General features: G+C 50.2%; 25 protein-coding genes. 4 read left to right on the forward strand and 21 right to left on the reverse strand.

Annotation, left to right across the window (positions count from 1 at the left end; translation table 11 throughout):
* Position 1: 1 nt before the first annotated feature.
* The 6 genes from HV037_RS18900 to proB form a co-directional block, all read right to left on the reverse strand.
* On the reverse strand, positions 2-2,494 hold the full coding sequence (locus tag HV037_RS18900) for a CS1-pili formation C-terminal domain-containing protein (RefSeq protein WP_103284444.1): 2,493 nt from the start codon (positions 2,492-2,494) through the stop codon (positions 2-4).
* 58 nt (positions 2,495-2,552) lie between these two features.
* Positions 2,553-3,230, reverse strand: coding sequence for a hypothetical protein (locus HV037_RS18905; protein ID WP_094761451.1), 678 nt, complete (start codon positions 3,228-3,230; stop codon positions 2,553-2,555).
* Positions 3,231-3,283: 53 nt separating this feature from the next.
* Entirely contained in the window at positions 3,284-3,871 is a 588-nt protein-coding gene (locus HV037_RS18910) for a common pilus major fimbrillin subunit EcpA (protein ID WP_016151870.1), read from the reverse strand.
* A gap of 595 nt (positions 3,872-4,466) precedes the next feature.
* The gene (locus HV037_RS18915) at positions 4,467-5,186 is read right to left on the reverse strand and encodes a Crp/Fnr family transcriptional regulator (protein ID WP_103283507.1); all 720 of its coding nucleotides are present in this window, start codon (positions 5,184-5,186) and stop codon (positions 4,467-4,469) included.
* Positions 5,187-5,466: 280 nt separating this feature from the next.
* Positions 5,467-6,720: a glutamate-5-semialdehyde dehydrogenase gene (gene proA / locus HV037_RS18920; protein ID WP_016151868.1), complete on the reverse strand. Its 1,254-nt coding sequence runs from the start codon at positions 6,718-6,720 to the stop codon at positions 5,467-5,469.
* An 11-nt stretch (positions 6,721-6,731) separates the two neighbouring features.
* Entirely contained in the window at positions 6,732-7,835 is a 1,104-nt protein-coding gene (proB, locus tag HV037_RS18925; protein WP_103283506.1) for a glutamate 5-kinase, read from the reverse strand.
* 289 nt (positions 7,836-8,124) lie between these two features.
* On the opposite strand from proB, the gene phoE reads away from it, so the two are divergent.
* A complete protein-coding gene (phoE, locus tag HV037_RS18930; protein ID WP_075846726.1) occupies positions 8,125-9,180 on the forward strand; it encodes a phosphoporin PhoE in 1,056 nt (351 codons plus the stop codon).
* A 57-nt stretch (positions 9,181-9,237) separates the two neighbouring features.
* On the opposite strand, the gene crl is transcribed toward phoE, so the two are convergent.
* From crl to gpt, 3 genes are all read right to left on the reverse strand, one after another.
* Positions 9,238-9,639, reverse strand: coding sequence for a sigma factor-binding protein Crl (gene crl / locus HV037_RS18935; protein WP_016151866.1), 402 nt, complete (start codon positions 9,637-9,639; stop codon positions 9,238-9,240).
* Positions 9,640-9,696: 57 nt separating this feature from the next.
* Positions 9,697-10,941: an esterase FrsA gene (gene frsA / locus HV037_RS18940; protein WP_016155767.1), complete on the reverse strand. Its 1,245-nt coding sequence runs from the start codon at positions 10,939-10,941 to the stop codon at positions 9,697-9,699.
* 98 nt (positions 10,942-11,039) lie between these two features.
* Positions 11,040-11,498 (reverse strand): xanthine phosphoribosyltransferase, encoded by a 459-nt coding sequence (gpt, locus tag HV037_RS18945; RefSeq protein WP_003031380.1) that lies wholly within the window; start codon positions 11,496-11,498, stop codon positions 11,040-11,042.
* Positions 11,499-11,759: 261 nt separating this feature from the next.
* Between gpt and pepD the strand changes: the two genes are divergently transcribed.
* Complete coding sequence (gene pepD / locus HV037_RS18950; RefSeq protein WP_016151863.1) at positions 11,760-13,217, forward strand: cytosol nonspecific dipeptidase; 1,458 nt, start codon at positions 11,760-11,762, stop codon at positions 13,215-13,217.
* A 53-nt stretch (positions 13,218-13,270) separates the two neighbouring features.
* On the opposite strand, the gene dinB is transcribed toward pepD, so the two are convergent.
* The 11 genes from dinB to lafA form a co-directional block, all read right to left on the reverse strand.
* Complete coding sequence (dinB, locus tag HV037_RS18955; RefSeq protein WP_016155765.1) at positions 13,271-14,326, reverse strand: DNA polymerase IV; 1,056 nt, start codon at positions 14,324-14,326, stop codon at positions 13,271-13,273.
* A 66-nt stretch (positions 14,327-14,392) separates the two neighbouring features.
* Entirely contained in the window at positions 14,393-15,034 is a 642-nt protein-coding gene (locus HV037_RS18960) for a hypothetical protein (protein WP_016151861.1), read from the reverse strand.
* 55 nt (positions 15,035-15,089) lie between these two features.
* On the reverse strand, positions 15,090-16,088 hold the full coding sequence (gene lafU / locus HV037_RS18965) for a putative lateral flagellar export/assembly protein LafU (RefSeq protein ID WP_016151860.1): 999 nt from the start codon (positions 16,086-16,088) through the stop codon (positions 15,090-15,092).
* Positions 16,089-16,090: 2 nt separating this feature from the next.
* Positions 16,091-16,954, reverse strand: a complete 864-nt coding sequence (motA, locus tag HV037_RS18970) for a flagellar motor stator protein MotA (protein WP_016151859.1) — start codon at positions 16,952-16,954, stop codon at positions 16,091-16,093.
* Positions 16,955-16,983: 29 nt separating this feature from the next.
* Complete coding sequence (locus HV037_RS18975) at positions 16,984-17,700, reverse strand: FliA/WhiG family RNA polymerase sigma factor (RefSeq protein ID WP_046275416.1); 717 nt, start codon at positions 17,698-17,700, stop codon at positions 16,984-16,986.
* A gap of 20 nt (positions 17,701-17,720) precedes the next feature.
* On the reverse strand, positions 17,721-18,191 hold the full coding sequence (locus tag HV037_RS18980) for a flagellar basal body-associated FliL family protein (RefSeq protein WP_047357630.1): 471 nt from the start codon (positions 18,189-18,191) through the stop codon (positions 17,721-17,723).
* Between the two features lie 7 nt (positions 18,192-18,198).
* Entirely contained in the window at positions 18,199-19,374 is a 1,176-nt protein-coding gene (locus HV037_RS18985) for a flagellar hook-length control protein FliK (protein ID WP_016151856.1), read from the reverse strand.
* Positions 19,371-19,688: a hypothetical protein gene (locus HV037_RS18990; RefSeq protein WP_016151855.1), complete on the reverse strand. Its 318-nt coding sequence runs from the start codon at positions 19,686-19,688 to the stop codon at positions 19,371-19,373. Before HV037_RS18990 ends, HV037_RS18985 begins: the two co-directional genes overlap by 4 nt.
* A gap of 4 nt (positions 19,689-19,692) precedes the next feature.
* The gene (gene fliS / locus HV037_RS18995; protein WP_003843794.1) at positions 19,693-20,085 is read right to left on the reverse strand and encodes a flagellar export chaperone FliS; all 393 of its coding nucleotides are present in this window, start codon (positions 20,083-20,085) and stop codon (positions 19,693-19,695) included.
* A 33-nt stretch (positions 20,086-20,118) separates the two neighbouring features.
* Positions 20,119-21,444 (reverse strand): flagellar filament capping protein FliD, encoded by a 1,326-nt coding sequence (gene fliD / locus HV037_RS19000; protein ID WP_049040790.1) that lies wholly within the window; start codon positions 21,442-21,444, stop codon positions 20,119-20,121.
* Positions 21,445-21,640: 196 nt separating this feature from the next.
* Positions 21,641-22,555 carry a lateral flagellin LafA gene (gene lafA / locus HV037_RS19005; protein ID WP_103283505.1) on the reverse strand — a complete coding sequence of 305 codons (915 nt, stop codon included), beginning with the start codon at positions 22,553-22,555 and terminating at the stop codon, positions 21,641-21,643.
* A 554-nt stretch (positions 22,556-23,109) separates the two neighbouring features.
* On the opposite strand from lafA, the gene HV037_RS19010 reads away from it, so the two are divergent.
* Together HV037_RS19010 and HV037_RS19015 are read left to right on the forward strand one after the other, a co-directional pair.
* Entirely contained in the window at positions 23,110-24,057 is a 948-nt protein-coding gene (locus HV037_RS19010; RefSeq protein WP_103283504.1) for a winged helix-turn-helix domain-containing protein, read from the forward strand.
* A complete protein-coding gene (locus tag HV037_RS19015) occupies positions 24,035-24,514 on the forward strand; it encodes a hypothetical protein (RefSeq protein WP_016151851.1) in 480 nt (159 codons plus the stop codon). The genes HV037_RS19010 and HV037_RS19015 overlap by 23 nt, the downstream gene beginning before the upstream one ends.
* Here the strand turns inward: HV037_RS19015 and HV037_RS19020 are convergent.
* On the reverse strand, positions 24,511-25,512 hold the full coding sequence (locus HV037_RS19020) for a flagellar hook-associated protein (RefSeq protein WP_103283503.1): 1,002 nt from the start codon (positions 25,510-25,512) through the stop codon (positions 24,511-24,513). The two genes, HV037_RS19015 and HV037_RS19020, sit on opposite strands and share 4 nt — an antisense overlap.
* Positions 25,513-25,515: the final 3 nt, after the last annotated feature.

Consider the following 25,515-nt stretch of genomic DNA (forward strand, 5'->3'; position numbering starts at 1 on the left):
ATTACCTCTGCGCCATCGTGGTTTGCGTGGCACATTTCACATCACCAACCCACGCTGCGCCGCGTGCTTTTTCCAAATCGAGATCGGCTTCGCATATGCTGCCATTGGCTGAAATTAACGTGATGACCGGATATTTCTTATCGATATCGATAGCAAACTCCCCTTTTTCATCCGTACGCGTTTTACCGATGTGATTATGAATATCGGTGTTTGCAGCCAACTGCCCATCGGGATAACGAATACGCCCGAATACGGTGACCATACTTTTCACTTCAGGGTTGATAACACCCACGTTACCCGGATATAGCGTCAGTTCCTGTTTGCGCCCTGAAACAATATCAAAGCTGTCTTCAGAGTTTTTATCATTGAGGATCTCCAGCTTATACTGAGCATAAGGCGGCAGTGCAATGAAATTTGATTTACCGCTGAGAAGATAATTTCGGTTATTAATCTTCGCAGCCAGTTTCCCTTCGCCGGTCAAATCGGTTTTCACAATAATGCCTGACCTTTGCCTCTCTTTACTCAGACCGAAATCTTTTCCTGCCCACGCCAGGGAACCTTGAGAAGAGAAGTTCATATTGGTGGAGTTGTCCGCAGAACGCGTTACCGATACGGTGCCGGCGTTATATTTCGTGTCATAACTCAGATTGCCGTTTACCGAGTAATTATTGTCGTAATACTGCTCGCCACTCAGGCGTGTCGAAGCCGACAATCCGACCGATTTAATGGGGCCTTCAGCATACTGCTTGCGCGCGCTGAGATTACCCTGAGTGCTGCCATAGCGATCCCGGGAGACGCCCATGCTCATCCAGGACGCCAACGGCAACGATAAATCCAGGCTGACATAACGTTCCTGTCGCCCATCGTCATTCCGGTTGTTGTAGTAATAACGCTGAATACCTGCGCGCAACCCAACCGTGGCATACTTGCCTGAATAAAGGTTCGTGCTGTAGTCCAGGTTACGGTATTTATTTCCCGAGTAGCGATTCTCCGTCTGACTCACGGTAAGCGAGCCGCCATGAGGAATAAACTTCCCGAGGTTAAGAGTGCCACCAATGGAATAATTGTTACGCTCCTGCATGGGCAGACGGTCGCCAATTTTACTGTCTTCACGAGATGCCCAAAGAGAACCATATCCCTCGGGGATATTGAGATTGATATTACTGATGTTTCGCCATGACGAATCGTTAGCTACCAGCGTCTGATTGCCAATGCTTACGTATTCATTCACATTGAGTGTGACATCCGTTTCATTAACCGTATTGTTGCCAAAACCGTAGAGCGTAGATTTCAGGCCCAGCCCCGACAATATCGCCAACGTCACCGATGCGGCACCGCCGGCAATCCAGGTCTGCTCATTGCCTAAATCCTGATAGTGGTTTCGCTTATAGCTCACACGGTCATAATCCAGTGAGCCACCAAACAGTTGCCATGAGAGCTGATCAATTCCAGCTGCCTGCTGGCGGGCAAAGATTTTATTAACCCGACTAATACGACTATTAATTGTCCGGCCATTGACCACGATATCTACCGTGACATCATAAACACCATACGGAAAACGACTGGTATCAATTTCATAACTGCCCATATTAAAGTTCTGTACGCTGAGCAAACGCCCGTCACGAAATACATGAACCTCGCCAGCGGCTGGCAAAAATACGGTAATTGGCGTGAGCGAAAGCGAGGTATTCTCAACAACCGTACTTCCTTTGTTTCCGTAGCTTACGCCGTAAATTTTCCCACCATTCAGCGCATTCAGGCTGGCAATAGACTGGACATTCCAAGTGTCGAGCATCCCGAGCGCCAGTCGATATCCGTCATAATCACGCTCATACATCGCGCGATAGAGTTTACTGGTGCTGTTGCTGTCGCCTATGCCGTAAAACGAACCGTTAATGTTGACATGGTGTTCACGCAGCGATGTTGTATTGTCCATCGTCAGATAGCTGCGGGTACTGCTGCCGTTATGATAATCGTTGTAGTAGGTGCCAAAGTTATAGTTCAGGACGTTAGAGAGAGTCTCCACGCTGGAAGGTCCAAGCAGGCTGCTGCGTGCGACAATCGCTTCAGTTAACGCATCTTTGCTGACAATCATCTCCAGGTGAAATGAGGAGACGTTGAGTTGCAGGCGTGCATCATCCGATAGCTCGATATTGGTGTTATCGTGAAACTTCACATCACGAATTTTTTCCACCAACGCGCGGGTTTTTCCAGATAACACGGCATTATTGGGCAATTCAGCAAGAGTCAGGGCTTTAACTGTAATATTGCCATCAACAAGGGAAATCACCGCATCGGCAACTTTTTGCTGACTTTTCTCGTCAGTCTCGTTGTAACGAATATATACCGGCACCGTCATTCCCTGCTCCAGTGAACGGGCGAAAGCGCTGGGAATAACGTAATTACCCACTTTTACTGGGGCTGCATGTGAAAATCCTGGTGTCAGCGCAATAAAAAGACAAATGCTACCGCCGACAATATTTGTTGTTGTCATATGCATCCTTACATTCCGGTAATTTTATTTATCCCGTACAGATGGCTGCTATTGACCATCACTTCACTGTAATAAACTGCTTACCGTGCCAGATACCGATGCGTGAACGGCTATTACTAATGTCGGTAAACTGTAATTTTATTTTTGTACCCGGCATAATGTAATAACGTTCGCGACAGCCTCGTCCCCGCTCGCGAGCCTTATCTTTACAAGCCCCATAAGCGATCACACGAAATGAAACATTGCCGGTATTGGTAATAACATCGCCATTTCGGCTATATTCAAAACGTTCCTTGCGCGGCGCGACTACCAGAATAGTGCCAATTTCAGCCGACGCTGTTGCAACAGCCATTTTATTCGCCCGGGTTTCCGCGCTCTCGGTGACCGGCTCATCTATCCATTGCAGACGATAATAACGTTCGATATCATCTGCAGGTCCTTTATAAAAGAAACGAAAAACATCCTTCGCCTGGCCAGGAAGAATAAGATTGGCAGGTGTAGAGAGTAATTCTCCGGAATTAACGGGCTTTATTTCGATTCCCCCGGCCAAAGGTGATGACAATTGTTTTACCGAAACACTGACATAACGCGCCGCATCTGTCGTATTGATAATTTCTTTCGATAATGAACTCTCAGCAGAAGTCATGATCGATGTAATTTCACCAACATTAATTGCCCATCCGGGAAAAGATGCTACTAACCCTACCAACATCGCTGCCGGTAAATATTTTTTCATGACACCATTCCTGATAAATTCGGGAGAACAAATTCTCCCGAATTTTTTATTACTTAGGCAGACGGAGTCGTCCAGGTTGCATTGAACTGTACTTTTACATCGCCAGTCCAATAGCCGTCTGGCAGTGCAGAGTAATCTGCTACTGTCTGACTACCATCAGAAGTCGCTGACGCGATGGTGAATTTGAAGTTGGATTGATCGCTGACACGAGCGGCACCGTTATAAGCGCCATCTGCCATCAGGCTTTCAAGACCAGAAGTAGAGCTGGAGTTAACAAGGACAGTATCTGATGAATTAGTCAGTGCCGTGCCATTCCATGCCACCCCTACGTTCAGGGTAGAAGCATCACCACTGGCGTTGGTCAGAGTGTTGCTAATAATCTGAGCAGTCAGCTCAAAATCAGTTGCCGTCTCCTGACCCTGAATCGTCACATCAAAAGCACCGTCCTGAGAGTTGAAGGCATTCAGCCCTTCAGCATACTGGAAAGTTAAAGAGTTCAGCGGGGTGACAACCAACATGCTGGTGGTATCTTTTGTTGCCGTCGCGTCCCACGAGGCAGTTGCAGAAGCAGTAACATCTGCCATTGCATTTGCTGCAACAAATACAGAAGCCAGAGAGGTTACTAATAATAATTTTTTCATTTTATCTTCTCCTAAGAACAAACTCACCACCGAGTCTTATTATTAAGTCACTCCAGCGGTTCCATTAATTGCGAGCCAGAATTGCCGCGCCAAAAAATTATCATTTGAATTAAGTAACATCTCAACAAACCCTGAAACGCAAAAATTACAAAAAACTAAGAATTTTCCCGTAAAAAACATTGCCTAAGAAGTTTCCTAAGACACAATCACTTAAAACACATCCATTTTCAGAATCATTACCCACCCAGATAAGCAAAATCAAACAATTCATCTTTTTTATGTTTTTGATAAATATCAAAAAGATCATACAAATAACACCAGAGCAAAACCCTTACAAAACATAAAGATAATTAACATCTCCATATTCTCTCTATAATGCTTATTATTTGTTGCAATTATGCTAATTTTTTAACTTCACAAGAAAATTCTCATGAAATATTTAGTTATGGGGGAATATTCTTATAAAAATAGCGCTGACCTGTAGGATTATTATTCGAATTGATAATTATTTCACATAAATAAAACCAGGAATTTTCCATATAAAACGAATATTCCTGGAATATCAAGAGATAAATAACACACGGCAAAGATAGCGTTAGCTGAAACCTTTTAACCCCAAGTAACTATTAATTGTTACCGTACGAACCCGATGTAAGCTAATCAACTTTTGTTGTTCGAGGGATTTTAATGAGCGGCTAACGGTTTCAATTTTAAGATCGAGATAACTGGCAATTTCCTCCCGCGAGAATGGCAAGCGAAGCGTCGTTTCTGGCCTGCCAATACGTAAATGCATTTCGTAAAACTCCACGAGGAAAGCAGCGATTCTGGCCTCAGCATGTTTATTGGCATAACGCCGTAGTTTTTCAACAATGAATCCATTGTCCCTGCAGAGAAACTTGATGACTGCCGCTGCAACCGACGGCTCCTTTTCTGCTGCCTTGAACAACCGCGCAATATCGATATGACATACCTCCGCAGCCGTTGCAGCCTTGATCGTTGTCAGATACTTACCCCCTTCAACAGCATCCAGCGCCATGATGTCTCCCGGAAAATAAAAGCGACTGATAAAATCATTATCACCACATTCCACGCTGGACGTGCAGTACCCCTCGTGAATAACAAAAAGCATGTCTGCGGCTTCATCCTGCCGGGCGAGTATCTCCCCCGCTTTAAACTTCCTTCTTTTGTCTATCAATCGGTATTGATTATCACGATCAATCGCCGCGCCCTTTGGACACAGTGAACAATGGCGGGGGGGAAACGGGTTACCGAGCGGCACAACAGGAATGCTATGTTTGTGAATATCCGATTTCACGCAACAACTCCTCATAAAAATGAGACTGATTCTAATAGATCGAACCATGGGAACAATACGTGAGCTACAGACCCAGAAAATTCATGCTGGCAGGGAAAATTCTGTGATACGTCGTCTTTCAACGCCAGGGAGCGCATGGGTAAAAACCAGACTGATGCGGATGATGATAAAACGCAGGATAGAAAACAAATACGGTAGCGGGGTAAAGGGTAGAATTAACCGGGCAATGCCTTAATAGACCTGAAAATCATAGACCTATTATGGCATCGCCCGTTTTCAATTACGCACGAATCGTGTCGTCACCGAAGCCAACCCACTTATAGGTGGTCAGTGCTTCCAGACCCATTGGGCCACGCGCGTGCAGTTTTTGCGTACTCACAGCCACTTCCGCCCCCAGTCCGAATTGGCCGCCATCGGTAAAACGAGTAGAGGCGTTAACGTACACGGCAGAAGAGTCCACTTCATTCACGAAACGATCGGCGTTACGCAGTGTGCGCGTCAGGATGGCATCGGAATGCTGGGTCCCATGCTCGCGAATGTGGGTGATAGCATCGTCCAGATCGGTAACGATTTTAACGTTCAGATCCAACGACAGAAACTCGTCGTCATACTCTTCGGCTTTCACCGCAACCACGTTAGCGGGCCCTGCCTGCAATGTGGCCAGCGCGGTGTCGTCGGCATGCAGCGTGACGCCGCTTTGTGCCATCTGCTGGCTCAGCGCAGGCAGAAAACGCGCAGCGATATCCTGATGCACCAGCAGGGTTTCTACGGTGTTACAGGTGCTCGGACGCTGGGTTTTGGCGTTGACGATAATCTTCAGCGCCGGGTCGATCTCCGCGCTATCATCAACATAAATATGACAAACCCCAATGCCGCCGGTGATGACCGGGATAGTCGACTGCTCACGGCACAGCTTATGCAGACCCGCGCCACCGCGAGGGATCAGCATATCAATGTACTTATCCATACGCAGCATTTCGGCGACCAGCGCTCGGTCCGGGTTATCTATCGACTGCACGGCTGCGGCGGGTAAACCACAGGCTTCCAGCGCCTTTTGGATAACCGCCACGGTTGCCGCATTCGTCCGGTACGTCTCTTTCCCACCGCGCAGGATCGCCGCATTACCGGTTTTCAGGCACAGGGAAGCAACGTCAACGGTGACATTTGGACGCGCTTCATAAATCACGCCAATCACGCCCAGCGGAACGCGACGACGTTCGAGACGCAGGCCGCTATCCAGCAGACCGCCATCAATCACCTGCCCGACCGGGTCGGCGAGATTACATACCTGACGCACATCGTCGGCAATCGCTTTCAGACGCGCCGGAGTCAGCGCCAGGCGGTCGAGCATCGCTTCGCTCAGGCCGTTGGCTCGCGCTTGCTCAACATCTTGTACGTTCGCGCTGAGGATGCTTTCCGTTTGCGCTTCCAGCTCATCAGCTATCGTTTCCAGTACGCGGTTTTTTTCGCGACTGGAGAGCAGCGCCAGCTTGTATGACGCAGCTTTGGCAGCAATGCCCATTTGTTCCAGCATATGCCTGTTCCTTAACGGGTAATCATGTCGTCGCGATGGACAGCAACCGGACCGTATTCGTAGCCCAGGATGGTGTCGATCTGTTGTGAGTGATGTCCGGCAATACGGCGCAGCGCATCGCTGTTATAGCGGGTAACGCCGTGGGCAATATCGCGCCCTTCGAGATTGCAGATGCGGATCACTTCACCACGAGAGAAGTTGCCTGTCACGCTTTTAATGCCTTTTGGCAGTAATGAACTGCCACGCTCCAGAATCGCTGCGGTCGCCCCCTCATCAACGGTAATTTCCCCGGCTGGCGCTGCGCCGAAGATCCAGCGTTTACGGTTCTCCAGCGGAGAGGCCTGTGCATGGAAACGCGTCCCAACGGAAACGCCTTCCATCACGTCGCCAATTACGCCCGGCTTGCTGCCTGCGGCAATAATGGTGTCAATCCCGGCGCGGCATGCAACATCAGCGGCCTGCAGTTTAGTCCCCATACCACCGGTTCCCAGACCCGAGACGCTATCACCGGCAATGGCGCGCAGCGCATCATCAATACCGTGAACGTCTTTGATCAGCTCAGCCTGCGGGTTGGTGCGCGGATCGGCGGTAAACAGCCCTTGCTGATCGGTCAGCAGCAGCAGCTTATCGGCCCCGGCCAGAATCGCCGCCAGCGCAGAAAGGTTGTCGTTATCACCGACTTTAATTTCGGCGGTCGCTACGGCGTCGTTCTCATTAATGACAGGAACGATGTTGTTATCCAGCAGCGCGCGTAGCGTATCGCGGGCGTTAAGGAAGCGCTCTCTGTCTTCCATATCCGCACGCGTTAGCAGCATCTGTCCGATGTGAATACCGTAAATCGAGAACAACTGTTCCCACAGTTGAATCAATCGGCTCTGCCCTACCGCCGCCAACAGCTGTTTCGAGGCTATCGTTGCCGGGAGCTCAGGGTAACCCAGATGCTCACGTCCGGCGGCAATCGCGCCCGAGGTAACGATAACAATACGATGCCCTGCGGCATGGAGCTGCGCGCACTGGCGAACCAGTTCTACGATATGGGCGCGGTTCAGGCGGCGCGATCCGCCCGTTAACACACTGGTGCCAAGTTTTACCACCAGCGTCTGGCTGTCACTCATGATTCTCTGCCATTCAAAATTGGGGAAAATGATATCAAACGAACGTTTTAGCAGGACTGGCCCCGGTTGCCAACAACCAGCGCACAAAGCATGAAATTTTATTGCGCAGGATCAGCAAGCGTAGCGGCAGATTTTGACGCATTTATTACAGAAACAAAAAAACATCCTTTTTTAAAAATATTCTTACTTTGTCATAAAACGTTCATTACCAGACGTTAAAAACCCTCCTGTCTTTTAACGGGGATCACACCCAGTGAATATTAGCGCGTACTTTTAATCAGGAATGAAAATGAAAAAGAGCACTCTGGCATTAGTGGTGATGGGTATTACTGCGTCGGCATCCATACAGGCAGCGGAAGTGTATAACAAGAACGGTAATAAACTGGACCTGTACGGTAAAGTAAAAGCCATGCATTACATGACGGATTATGACAGCAAAGACGGCGACCAGAGCTATATCCGTTTAGGTTTTAAAGGCGAAACGCAAATTAACGATGAACTGACGGGATATGGCCGCTGGGAAGCAGAGTTCGCCGGCAATAAAGCCGAAAGCGACTCAAACCAGCAAAAAACCCGTCTGGCCTTTGCCGGTCTGAAATTAAAAAACCTTGGCTCGTTTGATTACGGTCGTAACCTCGGCGCGCTGTACGACGTGGAAGCGTGGACCGATATGTTCCCGGAATTCGGCGGCGACTCCTCCGCGCAGACCGATAACTTTATGACCAAACGCGCGAGCGGCCTGGCGACCTACCGTAACACCGACTTCTTCGGCGTCGTGGATGGTCTGGATCTCACCCTGCAATACCAGGGGAAAAATCAGGACCGCGATGTGAAAAAACAAAATGGCGACGGTTTTGGTACTTCCGTTACCTATGACTTTGGCGGCAGCGATTTCGCGGTGAGCGGTGCGTATACCAACTCCGATCGTACCAACCAGCAGAATCTGCAAACGCGTGGGACTGGCGATAAAGCAGAAGCCTGGGCAACCGGTTTAAAATATGATGCTAACGATATTTATATTGCGACGTTCTATTCTGAAACGCGCAATATGACGCCAATTTCCGGTGGCTTCGCTAATAAAACACAGAACTTCGAAGCGGTAGTTCAGTACCAGTTTGACTTTGGTCTGCGTCCGTCACTGGGTTATGTGCTGTCAAAAGGGAAAGATATTGAAGGCGTAGGCAATGAGGATCTGGTGAATTATATCGACGTTGGCGCAACATACTATTTCAACAAAAATATGTCCGCGTTTGTCGATTATAAAATCAACCAGCTCGATAGCGACAATAAACTGGGCATCAACAATGATGATATCGTTGCTGTCGGTATGGTTTATCAGTTCTGATGTAGCATAAAAAAATGCCGGATGGGGTTGCGCCGCCATCCGGCATTTTACTGTTCATTATGCCGTTAATTTAACCGGTTCATCGTTAAAATCGTCAGCAGGCTCCAGCGCCAGATTCAGCGACGTTAACAACCCACGTAATTTTTCATGAAATTCACGTAAGGTGTATTCCAGTCGCTCTACCACTTCAGTCTCTTTCACCGGCACCGCAGTCCAGTTCCCGTCTTTATCGAACAAGCCAAACTGGTAGCTGTACGTGAAGCGTTTTTCCTGCGCCTCCAGTTCCATCCACCAGCCCCAAAACTCGCGTTTCTCTGGGGCGGGTTTCACATTGACGCAAACAGCCAGACAATCGAAAAAAAACCGATTATCTTCGCACTGCCCTTCCCGGATGTACGGGCCAAGCGCGGTGAATTTCTTGATCAATCTACTTTTCGGATGCCCACTCGGTAACGTCATTACGATCTCCTTAGGTGAAGCACCTGTTTTACCAAATCGATAAAATTTAGCAAACTTTTAACACAATCTCTGATTGATCCAACCGGTTATTTCCTGCAGCCCTTTGTCAAAATTGCGATACACCGGGTTGAATGGAATCTCCAGCAGCTTACCGTCAGAAGATGAAGATGTGATTAAACGCGACTCCTCTTCCGGGCTAAACGGATCGTTTTTCCAGAACCCCGACAGCATTGGCGTCGGGCAGCGTCGGCCCAGCAGGCCCTGCACTTTTAATGAATAGCGATTAAGCTCAACGCGCAACGCTTCATCGGATGCGTCGTGCATCCCTAAACGACTGGCCAGAACGTCAAGGTACATTTCCGGGACGCTTGCCTGGCGCTGCGGGTCGCTAAGCAGCGCATGAACCACCGGACCCAAACAGGCCACCGCCTTCAGACGTGATGATTCCAGATACGCCAGGCGTACCGCCACGTTGGCGCCAAAACGGAAGCCGAAGGCCGCCACACGGGTGTGATCCACCCACGGAACATTCGGCAGCGCTTTTAATACGTGCTGATGCAGCAGGCTGGAGTCCTGGGTCAGTTTCCATTTTGACGAGAACCCGACCGACGGCATATCCAGCGTCAGCATGGCAATACCGCGCGGGGCAAAGTAGCGCTCATACAGAGTGTAATAATCCGTTTGCATGGAATCGAGGCCACCGCACATCAGCACCGTCGGGAACGGACCGTCGCCTTTTGGCATATGCAGGAAGCCGGTAATCGGCGCGCCGCCGGTAACGGCAAATTCCATCTCACGCAGCGTGCCCGGCAGACGCTGTGCGGCCTCTTCATAGGCGCGATTGGCCAGAGCCTGCGCCTGTTCTGCCAGCTCATCGCCTTTTAAGTGCGGATAAGCGGCGATGTTGTAGAGCGTGGAAGCATGCAGCCAGTGGCGTCCGCTCACCTGCGGATCCTCTTCCATAGAGGCTTTCTGTTGCCAGTCCATCGCCTGCTTCGCCCACTCGTAAATCCAGTTTCCGCCGCGATAGCCGATAACCGTGTCGTAGAGCTCTTTATCAGTGCGTTCGGCTTCGCTCATGACGATACGTGCCTGCACTTCGAGGATTTCGCGCGGATCGACGCCACGCCAGATCCACATCAGGCGGTTCACCATGCGGTACCAGTGCGGGATGGTTTTGCCATCCAGGGTCGATTGTACGGACGGCTGCGCGCCGTGATTAAAACGACGAACCAGCGTTGACGTTTCAGGGTGTTTGAAGCGGGGTTTAAACAGGACTTCGCTGAGGTTAGCCTGTGACATGATTGCAGCCTCCATGAGTACTCACTAAGGCATAGTGTAACCTGACACAGCACAAAAAGAACAACGCCCGACAGTGCGGGCGTTGAAAACTTTTTAGATTAGCGACCCGAGATCGGCGGAACGAACACTACGCCCATATCCCACGGCTGCTCAATCCAGGTATCCTGAGGGATATCAACAACATAATCATTCACCAGCGGGCGACCTGCCGGCTTAGCGAAAATAGTGACGAAATGCGCTTTAGGGTACATTTCGCGGATCGCTACGGCGGTACCACCGGTGTCAACCAGGTCATCAATTACGATGAAACCTTCACCGTCGCCTTCGGCACGCTTCAGCACTTTCAGTTCGCGCTGGTTGTCGTGATCGTAGCTGGAGATGCATACGGTATCGACATGACGAATACCCAATTCACGCGCCAGCAATGCGCCCGGCACCAGACCACCACGGCTAACGGCAATAATGCCTTTCCATTGTTCAGAAGGCATCAGGCGGCTTGCCAGTTTACGTGCATGGATCTGCAACATGTCCCAGGTGACGACGTATTTTTCGCTCATGTGAAGTGTCCCAGCCTGTTTATCTACGGCTTAAAAAGTGTTCGAGGGGGAAATAGGTTGCGCGAGATTATAGAGATCTGACGCACTAAAAACCAGTGTTTCGCGGAATCCGTGCCTCTTTTTGCATGCTTTATGCTAGCCGTCAGCGGAGAAAGTGGTATTCTCAATCGCATCGCGCAAGCCTGTCTTGTGATGTTTTTAATTCTGCTAACCCTGTGGCCTGCAAGCAAGTTTTGTAGGACATCGCCAAGGAGACTCAACGTGTCTGAACTGTCTCAGTTATCCCCGCAACCGCTGTGGGATATTTTTGCCAAAATCTGTTCTATTCCTCATCCGTCCTACCATGAAGAGCAGCTCGCTGAACACATTCTGAGCTGGGCCCAAGAGAAAGGTTTCCACGTCGAGCGCGATCAGGTCGGTAATATCCTGATTCGCAAACCCGCTACCGCAGGAATGGAAAACCGCAAGCCGGTCGTTCTGCAAGCGCACCTGGATATGGTCCCGCAGAAAAATAACGACACCGTGCACGACTTCACTAAAGATCCTATCCAGCCTTATATTGACGGCGAATGGGTAAAAGCCCGTGGCACCACGCTGGGTGCGGATAACGGCATCGGTATGGCGTCCGCACTGGCCGTTCTGGCTGATGACAACGTGGTACACGGTCCGCTCGAAGTGCTGCTGACCATGACCGAAGAAGCAGGTATGGATGGCGCGTTTGGTCTGCAGGCTAACTGGCTGCAGGCAGATATCCTGATCAACACCGACTCTGAAGAAGAAGGTGAGATCTATATGGGTTGCGCAGGCGGTATCGACTTTACCTCTAACCTGCCGCTGTCCCGTGAAGCAATCCCGGCTGGCTTCCAGAGCTTTAAGCTGACGTTGAAAGGCCTGAAAGGCGGTCACTCCGGTGGCGAAATCCACGTGGGTCTCGGTAACGCTAACAAGCTGCTGGTACGCTTCCTGGCGGGTCACGCTGAAGAGCTGGATCTGCGTCTGGTTGATTTCAACGGCGGTACGCTGCGCAACGCAATTCCGCGTGAAGCCTTTGCCACCCTCGCCGTGGCGGCAGATAAAGTTGATGCGTTAAAAGCGCTGGTCAACACCTACCAGGAAATCCTGAAAAACGAACTGGAAGCCAAAGAGAAGAACCTGGCTCTGCTGCTGGATGCCGTTACTCACGACAAAGCCGCGCTGACCACTCAGTCTCGCGACAGCTTCGTACGTCTGCTGAACGCCACCCCGAACGGTGTTATCCGCAATTCCGACGTAGCCAAAGGCGTGGTTGAAACCTCCCTGAACGTCGGCGTTGTAACCATGACTGACGACAACGTTGAAATTCACTGCCTGATCCGTTCCCTGATCGACAGCGGTAAAGACTACGTGGTGAGCATGCTGGATTCACTGGGTAAACTGGCTGGCGCGAAAACCCAGGCCAAAGGCGGATACCCTGGCTGGCAGCCGGATGCTAACTCTCCGGTTATGCACCTGGTTCGCGAAACCTACCAGCGTCTGTTCAACAAAACGCCAAACATCCAGATCATTCACGCCGGTCTGGAATGTGGCCTGTTCAAGAAACCGTATCCGGAAATGGACATGGTTTCCATCGGGCCAACCATCACCGGTCCGCACTCCCCGGATGAGCAGGTTCATATCGAAAGCGTTGGCCACTACTGGACGCTGCTGACTGAACTGCTGAAGTCGATTCCGGCGAAGTAAGATTCTGCGCTAAATGCCGGATAGCGCTGCGCTTATCCGGCAATCCATCAGAGTCACAGCCCCAACAGCAGCTGTCTTTCCAGTTGGGGATCCAGCAGCGTGACGTGTAATCCCACCAGCCTCACGCCTCGCCCTCCCCGACGTTCTTCCCAGGTTTTACGCGCCGTCGCAATTAAGTCATCTTTATTTAAGCGCGGCCAGACGTGCTCCTGCGTGGTCTGCTGAAAATCATTAAACTTGAGTTTTATCCCCTGGCGAGCGATAAGGAGATCCGGCTTTACCTTGGCCAGACGCCGTTCCAGTTCGGGATAAAGCCGCTCAATAATCGCCTCGCATTCTGACCACTCATGAATATCTTCCGCCAGCGTGCGCTCCACGCCGACGGATTTGCGCAGTCTGTCGTTGTTAACGTCCCGCTCGTCAATGCCCTGGCTTCGCTCCCACAGCACGCGACCAAACTTACCAAAACGTTTGAGCAGCATTGCCAGGTCGTATTTTTGAACATCCTCGCAGGTACGCAATCCCATTGATTCCAGCTTCGCGGCGGAGACTTTGCCGACGCCGGGAATTTTGCCTAGCGGTAACGTTTTGAGAAATTCAGGAACATCGGCAGGGGTAATCACATATTGCCCGTTGGGCTTGTTGAGATCGGAGGCTATTTTTGCCAGAAATTTAACCGGCGCAATCCCGGCGGAGGCGGTTAGCTGCAGCTCGTTAAAAATCGTCTGGCGGATCTCCTGGGCGATCAGCGTGGCAGAACCGTGGCAGTGGGTGCTGTCGGTTACATCCAGATAGGCTTCATCCAGCGACAGGGGTTCAATCAGCGAGGTATAGCGGGAGAAAATAGCCTGAATCTGGCGGGAGGCTTCTTTGTAGGCCTCGTAGCGACCGGGTAATAAGGTAAGATGCGGGCATAGCTTTAACGCCATTCCCGTTGGCATCGCGCTACGCACGCCAAATTTGCGCGCCGGGTAATTGGCTGTACTGATAACCCCCCGGCGCTCCCGGCTGCCGCCGATGGCAATGGGAATGTCACGCAGAGCGGGGTTATCGCGCATTTCCACCGCTGCGAAAAAGCAGTCCATATCAACATGTATGATTTTGCGCATTACTCGCCTCCCACAACACTGTTTAAGTATACAGTATTTTTATAGTGTGAGAAGTATGATTATTCCTTACGCCGGACCATTCATGACGAAGCGGGCATCGCACAGGTAACGCACAATATCCTTTTTCGTATGTTCTGCGGGATTCCCCGCCGTACTGACAAACAGTTTATTCACTTTGCGAACATTTGCCCGCAGCAGTTTTTCGATTGTCATCAGGCGGAAGGCATCATTTTCAACGCAGAAAAGCTCGTAGTCGCCCAGACGTTCACCACAAATTTCACAGTGATTCATCCAGTAACGTAGCCCGGTGGTTTTACTTTTATCGAGGTAGTAATTGCTGGCTTTGATGTTCTTTTTTATCTCTTCAGGCAGAGAATTAATGTGGAACAAAAAGCTGTTACGCCTGACCGACTGCCAGCCCTGACCATCCTGATTTTTCTTAATAAAGCGGGTAAACATCACGCCATGGATGCGGGTAATTTGGTGGCAGCTCCAGCAGTGCATCTTCGAGGTAATCACCAGATAGTACGGCGCGACAATATTAAAATTGTCGGTGTCGTAGACATAGTCACGAAGCGCCCCGTTTAGCTCGTGGGGTTCGGTGTACCAGATACCTGAGACCTTGTCGAAATGCGCCCCCTGACAGGCTACATCGGTGACGTTATCAGTATGAATCTCCAATGGAATAATATGGGTTACATCTATCACATTGCCTTCCTGAGGAATAAATTGCCCCCACGTTGCGTGGGGGACGAGAACAGAATTAATGAGTGACGGGAGCAGATTGTTGACGTAAAGAAGTCACCTGCTTTTGCTTGTCCAGCTTATCCACCAGCGGTTGCACAACCTTCTCTCCCTGCTGGCCAAAATATTGATACAACGTATCGGAAGCGCTTTGCGTCAGCACCATGATCTCAATGCGACGGTTCCCGGCACTTTCCGGATTTTTCGCATCCAGCAGCATTTGGTCCGCCATCGCGCTGACCTGCATGACTTTATTCTGCGGCATTCCGGCATCCTCCAGCACGCGTCGCGCCGACAAAGCGCGGTCGCCGGAGAGGTTCCAGTTGTTGTAAATGTTACTCTTATAGCTCATCGCGTCTGTATGCCCGGTGATGATTATCTTGTTATCCAGCGAGTCAAACACGGGAGTCAGTTCAACCAACAGCGATTTAAAGAACGGCATAATCCTGGCGCTACCGCGCTCAAACATATTGCGATTCTGGTCATCTTTAATCAGTACGCGCAGCCCCTGAGGAACAATCTCCATCTCAAGGTTAGTTTCCATATGCGCATTGCGGGCGATAACGTTAATGTCGGTCGCCAGTTCGCCCAATTCGCGGGCTGATTTTTGTTTCAGCAGCACCGCTTTTTCATTCACATCCAGCGCCTTTTTCGCGTTCTCTTCCGTAATTTTCGCCGTCTCCTGCGGGTTGACGGTTTTATCGAGTTTGTTGCGCGTGACGTTTTTCTTCTGCGCTCCCGGCGCTATCGGCTGCTTGCCCAGCTTATTTAATGGCGCCATACCGCCACCGTTAAAGATTGACTGACCATGCAGCGCCGCCACAATATTTTCGCGGTCAGCTTTACTGACGCTGTTCACAATCCACAACGTCATAAACAACGCCATCATCGCCAGCGTAAAGTCAGCAAATGCCACCTTCCACGCTCCCCCATGATGACCTGCATGATTCTTTTTGATTTGTCGGCGGATAATGGTGGTTTTCGCGCCGCGATCGCGACGATTTGGCCCCTTCCTCATGCTTATTCTTGCTCCAGCATCGCATTCACCCACGCATCCAGATTGGCGAATGTGGGTTTGGAAGCCAGATGAAGAAGTTTACGTCCCGCATCAACCGCCAGCAGCGTCGGCTTACCGCCCGCCTGCGCCACCAGCACGGTACGTACACATTCGAGCAGCGAATGTTCCGCCCGCGCCTGCTGTTCCATGGCGTTTGCCAGCGGATCCATCACGCAATAACAGATGAAGACCCCTAAGAATGTCCCCACCAGCGCCGCCGCCACTTTCAGGCCGATAAGCGCAATGGAACCATCGATTGACTGCATGGTGATGATGATACCCAGCACCGCCGCGCAAATGCCGAAGCCAGGCATCGCCTCGGCGGTACGCTGCAGAGAGCGCGAAGGGGTTAACAGCGATTCTTCCGCGGTATCCAGTTCCTGATCGAGGATCCCTTCCAGCTCGTGGGCATCAATTTTCCCCATCGCCATCAGACGGAAATTATCGGCGATAAAGGTCACCAGTCGTTTCTGGGTCAGTACCAGCGGGTATTTCTGGAAAATGGTACTCTCTTCCGGCTGTTCGATATGCTGATCCAACATACGCAGACCGCCGTTTTGCACCATTTCCAGCAGTTCATACAGGCACATCAGCAACTGACGCTGGAACTCCGGCCCCATTTTCTTTTTGCTGACCACGCCTTTGATCTGGTGAGCAATCTCTTTAAGCACATGCATTGGGTTACCGATAATCATCGCCCCCAGACCGGCCCCCACGATAATAATAATTTCTGCCGGCTGCCAGATAGCAATTAACTGTCCGCCAGCCTCAAAGTAGCCACCAAATACGCAGCCTAAAACCACCAATAAACCAAAAATCTTTTGCATTACGTCCTCCGCATGTTGATTCGGAATTGTTAATCTGGATATAAACAATCACGAATCTTGTGCGTGATTTTTTTATTCATTTGACAAATTCGAGCTTCAGTCAGCCCTAATACCAGCGCGATTTCTTTTAAATTCATATCGTGCTGGTAATACATTGAGAGCACCAGTCCCTCCTTTTCGCTGAGTTGGCTCAGGGCATAACCCAGCATTTCCTGCGTGACGAATTGTTCTTCAAGCCCCCGCCCTTCGAGCGGCGCAATCGGTATATCGCCATTCAGTAATTCATCCAGGCTGGCCAGCGACTCGGCACCTTCCAGCTGTTGATATTCCTGATAATCTTCAGACGACAAACCCAACCGGGAAAGCTCCTCCCATGAGGGTTCATGCCCGAGCTGAGTACGCGCATCACGAATCAAATCTTTAATCTGATGGTATTTTTGTCGTAGCTGACGAGGCCGCCAGTCGAGGCTGCGCAGCTCATCGAGTATGGCTCCGCGGATACGATGGACGGCATAACCGGCAAAGCCCTCATCCGGTTGACCATAGCGGCGAATCGCATTCAGCAATCCCATCAGCGCCGTTTGCTCCATATCCTGCCTGTCCATAACGCAGGTACATTGCGGCGCAAGTTGACGCACCACTTTGCGCACCAAAGGAAGATAAGCCTGTAAATAATGGCTCTCTTGCTTTGGCGTTAGCACGGGCGTCGCATTAAAATCTTCTGACTCGTAAGCATCCTGGATCATGTTATTTCCTGGCTTGTCGCTTATTGAAACACGACTTTTTTCACCAATATGTCCTTATACGGTGTCGCCATTTTGCGTTTCGCTAATTCAATTTTTAGATTTTCAAAAACTTTCTTTCTGATATCGGAGATCTTCAGCGCCCGAATCTCTTCATATTTCATATTCGAGAGTTCATCTACCGTAATACTTTGATAGAGCGGTTCGTCTTTCTTAATTTTTTCAGCATCTTTCTCTGAATCAACGACCATTACCAGCTCTGCCACCATGTATCGGTCTGTCCCTTCACTATCATGAAGCGTAACCACCGTTTCCGGCAGAGAGACAAAAATGCTGCTGCTCTCATCCTGATTTTCTTCGGGTATCTCAGCGGGTTTTGCTGCCTTAGCTGTCGCACCTTTATTCATAAAATGATAAATACCCCATCCAGCCCCACCAGCAATACCCAGAGCAACGACAGAGCTGATCACACACGCAATAACAATTTTCTTCATCTTGCTTTTACACTTTGATCAGAACGGATTCGTTCTGTTGAAATTGAGGTTCGTCGTTAAGCGTTAGCGCCGACGTCACCTCGTCCTGTTGATGGCCTGACTGCTGTTGTTGCTGTTGCGATTGTCCCTCGGAAGAGACCTGAACATTCACTTCCATGAAGTTCTGCGCCGTGAGGTGCTGGCGTAAGTTCTCGCTAAATTGCTGCAACGAGCGGCAGACATCGCTCTGATTTGCGCCGATGTGCACCATCAGCTTTCCTGCGTCCAGCTGCACGGCAATTTCCAGTTTGCCCAGCGATGGCGGGTCTAGACGAATGGTCGACACCTGCTGTTGCTGACCCAACTGGAACTGAATTCTGTCTTTGAGCAGCGCGGTGAGCTTCTCGCCGAGCTCCTCTGTTGACAGCGTGGTAGGCGCGGAAACTTGCGTCGACACCACGTTGTGGTCGCTCAGGGCATTTACCGGCTGAGTTCCCTGCGCCGCCGTATTGAGCAAACTTTGCGACGCAAGCGATGGGTTAACCGTTACGCTATCCGTTTTTCTCACCGCCATCGGGCGAGGAACGGCGTGATCCGCTGACTTCACCCGGGCGGAAATTTGCTGTGAGGTCGAAAGCGAGACAGGTTCAGGCGCAATCGCGCGCAGATCCTGGGCGGAGAATGTCGCCAGTTTGGCCTGCTGATCCGGGGTTGCCTGGGGCAAATTCTCGGTGATCGATGCCAGTAACGTTTGCAGCTTTGGCGACAGTGACGATAAATCCGTGGCGTGCTGCTCAGCCGACGGCATGGATTGTTTTCCTTGCCCGGCCATCGCGCTCGCCAGTTGGCGCAAAAGCGCAGACCCCGCCCCCGTAGTTTGCGCCTGCGTCAGCATTTTCAGCATCTCACCGTCAGGCTGCTTCTGCGCCGCCGCAGGCGTTAACGGCTGTGCCGGTTGCGCCAGTAACATCGCCAGCAATGCCTGCATGGCCGCAGGATCTGCATCATCGCGTTGATGCTCAGGCAACGACGCCTGCTGTTGGTTTATTTTTGCGCCGATCAAACGTTCAGCCACCGCGTTAAGCCCGGCCTGCGGTAAAGAAAACGTGCTGCCGCTCGTTGACGTTGTTGGGGCCGAAATAGCCGCCTTTTCCGGTGTGGCCTCTGCCAACGCACTGGCCGAGGCCAGTAATACAGGATTCATGCCTTCTCCGAAATTAAATTAACCATTGAGTACGCCAACATTCCTTCCTGGTTTTGCTGATGTTGATCCATGCGCGCTTTGAGTTCTTCCGCACGCTGCGTTCGTCGGGCAATCAGCACCTCAAACGCCGCATGCAGGGTGTCTTTGACCTCTCGCAACGCGGTGGCATCGGTTTCCCAGGCGGCATAGTCATGAAAAACGCGCATCACCTGCTGATGCAGGCCGGGTAATCGGCGCCAACGCTTTCGATCCAGCGCCTCGTTCATCTCTTTTACCAGGGCATAAAGCTGCTGTTGCTGACGCTCTCTTTCCATCGTCTTATCCCAGCTTTGCCGACAGACCTTCCCAGCCTGTGCGTAGATTGGTCAGGATGAGGATCACTTCATCAATTTTTTCCAGCGACAATTCGCCGCTGGCTTCATACAGGCGGTAGACGCAGTGGTCATACAGCCGGGACAAATTCACCACCAACTCGCCGCCCGTTTCAAACTCCAGCGAGCTGGTTAAGGCGTTGAGAATATCGATGCATTTGTTGATGCTTTGCGCCTTGCGCTCATAGCGTTTGTTCTCAATGTGGCTTTTGGCGCGTTCCAGCTCGTCCATCAGCCCCGAAAACAGCACCAGCACCAGCTCTAATGGCGATGCTGCTGCGGTACGCGCAGCAAGATCCATCTCTTTGTATTGCGAATAACCATCCTGCGTGTCGTACATGTTGATTCTCAATCCTTCTCTTAAATCAGCCGGTTACATAAACGCGGCCATACTCATTTTCATGGTGTACGTTTCCACCAGCGTATTGGTGTACTCTTCCACATAGCGCTCGTAGTTGGTGTTATAGGTTTCAGTCAGCTGATCGCTTTCGTCCTGAATTTTGCTCTGCTGGTCATCAATGTTTTCCTGGCGCAGGGCGATGATGCCGTTGCTGGAATCCAGATAGCTTTCCATCAGGTCGTCCATCTGCGCGACCATGCTGTCCTCCCCGACAAAAATAGCGGTCAAACCGTCCGGGTTTTCTTCCATTGCTTCGCTGAACTGAGTGGAGTCAATTTGTAAGTGACCGTCGGAATCCAGCGTGATGCCATAATCAACAATCGACACGCCACCGTAAGACGCGTGAGCAATATCATCCATCTGATTTGCCAGCGAATTCATCCCGGCGTCCCCCGCAAAAACCCCGGACGCTGTGTCGTCATCGCCGTAGCTGGTCAGTGAATCGATGGTGTCGACCAAGGTGTTGTAGGCATCAACAAAGGTCTGTACTTTGGCCTGCGATCCGCTGGAGTCTTCCGCGACGGTAAAAGTGGTCACATCGTTAGGATCATCAGGATCGCTAACCTCAGAAAAAGTCATCGTCACGCCGGGGATCACATCGTCAAAGGTATTGGTGCTGCTGGTGATCGCAGGGCCATCCTCGTTACCGAGGTGAATAATGGCGTCCTGCGCTTGCGTTATCTGTTGTTCACTGGAGGATTCCGCCGTAGCCAGATCGGTGTTACCCGAAACGCTCACCGAAAAACCGCTTTGCTCACCGGTGGTATCAGAGGTCAGCATGATGGTGGTCGTGCCGTCGGTCTTAACCAATGCCGCCGACACGCCTGGGTTATCGTCCGAGTTATTAATCGCATCAACCAGTTCACTGGCATCAACACAGTTATCGCCATCCTCATCGACCGTAGACAGGTCAATATCCATGGTTGTGCCGTCATCCATGGTTATCTCAAATGAACCCGTCGCGGCGTAAGTATCGTCGCTCATGCTGAACGTGGTTTGTTGCCCCTGAGCTAACTGCGAAACATAAAATGAATAGGTCCCCGCCTGTGCCTGCGAGTTAGCCGACACCGTATTCGACTCATTATTTGTGGTGGCGGAAAACGTCAGTGGGCCGTCGGTGTCGCTGTTCAGCGCATCGATTGCCGTCTGAAAATCAGTCAGCGCGGTACTTAGCGAGTCCAGACCGCTGCTCTCAGCATTCAACTCGTTCTGTTGGTTCTGCAGATTCGTCGCCTGGGTGGCAATATCGGCGTAGGCAAATTGTTGTGCTAATTTTTGGATCGGACTCGTATAGCTCATGATCAATGACTCCGTGCAACGTTATTTATGTAAAAGCAAAATACATGCCAATAATTTTTACAATTAAAATTCAGTGAGTTAACTTAGTAGCGGAAATGAATTTTCCCTTCCCCAGGAAGGTTTCCAGGTAAAAGCCAGGTCGCTGAAAGCACAACACCGCCGGGTGGCGGTGTTGGAAATGACGTTAAGTCAGGAATTACTGCAGCAGGCTGGAAACCATGCTGGACATGCTGTTGGACTGCTTCAGCATGGTGATGCCGGTTTGCATCAGCACCTGTTGCTGGGTCATGTTGGACGCTTCCGTCGCGTAGTCGGTATCCATAATGTTACCGATCGCCACTTCAGTGTTGTCCTGCATGCTGGTCAGGTTCGCTGCGGTATCGTTCAGACGGTTGATAGATGCACCCAGTTTGGACTGGATCTTAGACACGTCGTCCATTGCAGTCTGGATAGTAGTGATCATCTGGTTTGCAGAACCAGAAGCGGTCAGCTCAGTACCACCGGAAATGCCTGCAGTACCGGTCGCATCTAACTGATCAGCTTCGAAAGAGTTGCTAACGCTGTTTAAATCGTTAACCAGATCGCCCAGTTGGCTGGAGATATCAACGGTCATGGTGTCAGAAGATTCAGCACCAACCTGGAAGGTTACCGCCCCCTGGAACAGACCGTCTTTGCCGGTGTTGCTGGTACCGGAAACACCGAACAGGTTGGTGCCGCCGTAAGTGGTGTTCTGCAGCATATCGGACATCTGCTGACCCAGTTCGTCGTATTCGTCCTGCATCGCCTGCAAATCTTCGTCGTTGTAGGTTCCGTTCGCTGCCTGAGTGGACAGGTCTTTCATACGGCCCAGTACGTCGGTCATTTCGTCAAACATGCTGTCTGCAGTCTGCAGCATGGCAGTCGCGTCCTGAATGTTACTCAGCGCAACGCCCATACCGCTGGACTGCGCAGTCAGACGGTTGGCAATCTGTTTGCCCGCAGCATCATCTGCAGAAGAGTTAATACGGTTACCTGTCGCCAGACGTTCCATAGAAGTAGACAGTGATGCGCTGCTTTTGTTGATAGCGTTAACAGCGGACATTGATGCGGTATTAGTATTAATCGATAACATGGTACTGCTCCTTGGGAATAATCGTTTTCGTTTCGATACTCTGTAAAAACGACCACCCCTTCGGAAAACTTAAAGCGCTGCAGAAAAATTTTTTACGCCTTGCACAACATCGTTAACGCGAGAGATAAAACGTCTCCAACTCTATTTTAGCTTTCCGTGCTCCTCACCAAAACAATCACTGCATAAGGAAGATCTCAATCAAGATTTAATTAAAAGATTATTAGAAATATCTAATAACGACCTGATCGATTACACATCTGATATGTTAACCTTATGATAAAGATAGGATTATACTTAGATAAAAATGTTTTAAATCGCCTGGTTATAACTTTATTTTACATTTGGTTGCAAATGCCCTGTATTTTTATATTGTGAGTCTCAGACACTTTCGCTACATTTCCAATCCTCTTTTGCACAGCATAAAAAACACTCAATACCGATTTACCTGCTGTTTCTCAGGCAGAAGACATCTCAATTTCTCCAGAATTTTAATGCACTGATTTTTAACGGTGTGGCACCAGGGATATAAAAATCTTGCGCGGGTATAATAAACCATGAGTATTGTAGTCAACAATTGGCGGATGGACTCTTCGCTTAATGCGTTAATCCACTGTGAAACAGGTGAGATACGTCGCCTGGGCGAATACCATTTTATTCTGTTAGAGACATTAGCTAAAAATGCCGATGTTGTTTTATCTCGTTCATTTTTAATGACCGCTGTCTGGAAGAATCGCATCGTCGGTGGAAATAGTCTGCCGACAGCCGTTCATGCCCTGCGCGTCGCTATTGATGATGATGGTAAACAACAAGAAATTATAAAAACCATACCAAAAAAAGGGTATTTGTTTAATAAACTCTATCTAACTGAAATCATTGCTCCTAATGAAAATAAGGTTAATGACAGCGCCAGTGAGGTAACCGAAGAGAATGCTGAGGTAGTTGAAACCCTCGCATCTGAGGAGCAACCGCCATCAGAAATAGAAAAAATATCTTTAAATAACAGCTCATTACATGAAGCTAGCAAGAAAAAACTGGCAACCAAACATCATCCTTATCGGGCTGTTCTGATTACCTTGCCCGTTATCGTTGTCGCTCTGTCGCTGTTTGCGCTGATCTCATATTTTAAAGCGCCGTCATCCACTAAAACGGAAGAAACCCCACAACTGGTTAAAGAAACGCTTGAAAATGCCAACCGTATTACGGTCTATCAACTTTACGATCCAGGTGAGAATAAGAAATCGTTATCGCTTGTTTCAAAACATATTCTTCCTGGTATAGAGCAAATCAATCAACTGTTGGTCGCGCATAGCGCCTCGATGACCCTTTATTATCGGGTCTCGTTGAACAAACTCGCACTTGATATTGTGATGAGCAATCAATGCAATGATAGCTGGCAGTTAGCACTAAGCTTTGATAACTGGCTAAATAAAGATAACGAAATGAATGGTATTTTAATTAAAGAAGTGGAGAAAATGTTAAATGAAATGCCAAAATGCAAATAATTACGCTTTTTATATCCTGGCTATTTCCTCCCTATTTTTTAGTTTTCTGGCCCATGCCCACATTGAGCACACGGTTATTGCCTATTATGATCTTAACGCCGGAAGGAATGCACATTACCAACTTATTCTGAGCCCACAACACAAGGATACGGCCCTTACGCTCATCCCTTTGGAACATAATAACCAGGTTCCTTCAGTATTCGAGATCTCCACTTGCCTTAATCGTTCTACAGAATCATCTCAACAAGGTGAGCTTCATTTTAGCGATGCGAAAGCGGATAATAACGATCTCCGCTTATCAAATTTCAGTTCCTTTATTGTTGAGCATAACCTTCATACGTGGTGGATTCATTTAAACCCGCAGCAAAATTTGCTCTTCACTCAGGATGTAGGAGGCCTGTTAATCACAGACCCCTCGGCATTTACCTTTTCGACAACATCTTGTCAGCAGAATTAACTTAATAAGCTACGGACAGTCTGGCTGGAAAGCCGGGCTTGTCCGTTGACCGCCTGGGCTAAAACCTGATAGTTGTGATTAGCATGATCCAGTACCCCGCCCAGTGATTCAGATGCTTTAACCGCACTTTCTGCCTGTGGAAAACGCGCCATACCGTCAATCAGCTGCCGGGCCTTCTCCTGCTGCGCGGCCATTTGCGCGCGCTGATCGCCAATCGCATCCAGCGCCTGCTGTAACCCATCCTGAGTGCGGGAACTGCCCTGCGCGATATGTTGCAGAAGCTCATCTGAACGAGAGGGATCGGCAAATGTCTTTAGCAGAGTAAACGCCGAGGACTTCGCGTCAACATCACGTACGCTCAGGGTTTGTTGGATCTGCTGCCATTGCTTCTCCGTCGTGGAAAAGCTCAGCGCCCCCTGCTGATCGTGCACCTGTACACCGACACGGCGCAGTGCGTTGCTCATCATCATTTTGTATTGACCAGGATCCAGGTCCTCGCCTACCACCACCGCAGAGTGCTGCGTCTGCCGCCCGTCAGAAACACTGAACATGCGTGAACTTATCGCGTTTTTTTGCAGCATCTGCGCCAGTTCAGGCGAGTGAAAAGTGACGCGTGCCTCACCCTGTAAAACCGGACGCAACTGCCTGTCGACCGCATCACCGGACAATGCTGGCCGTTTTTCCAGCCACTGAGTTAGTTCAGCCCCCTTCTGCTGCAGCGTCTGTCCGCCGCGGCGAGAGGCGTGACGAAAGTCCAGCAAATGCTGCTCCAGTTGACCCAGGTAGTGGTCAGCTTGCTGCAGCGTGGTGAGCTGATCGTTAAGCTGCACGCTGTAGCGCTGAGGCCGGGTAGTAATAAGGGGTGAGGCCGGGTAATCACTCGCCGTTGCGGGTAACTTTTGACGGACAGGGGCATTCTGCGCAACGGTATGCTGCTGCACAGAAGGATTAAGCGCTCCGCTACCGGAGAGTGATGTTGTATTTAAACCGACCTGCATACT

Source organism: Citrobacter sp. RHBSTW-00017 (genome assembly GCF_013797615.1).
Classification (GTDB): Bacteria; Pseudomonadota; Gammaproteobacteria; order Enterobacterales; family Enterobacteriaceae; genus Citrobacter; species Citrobacter braakii.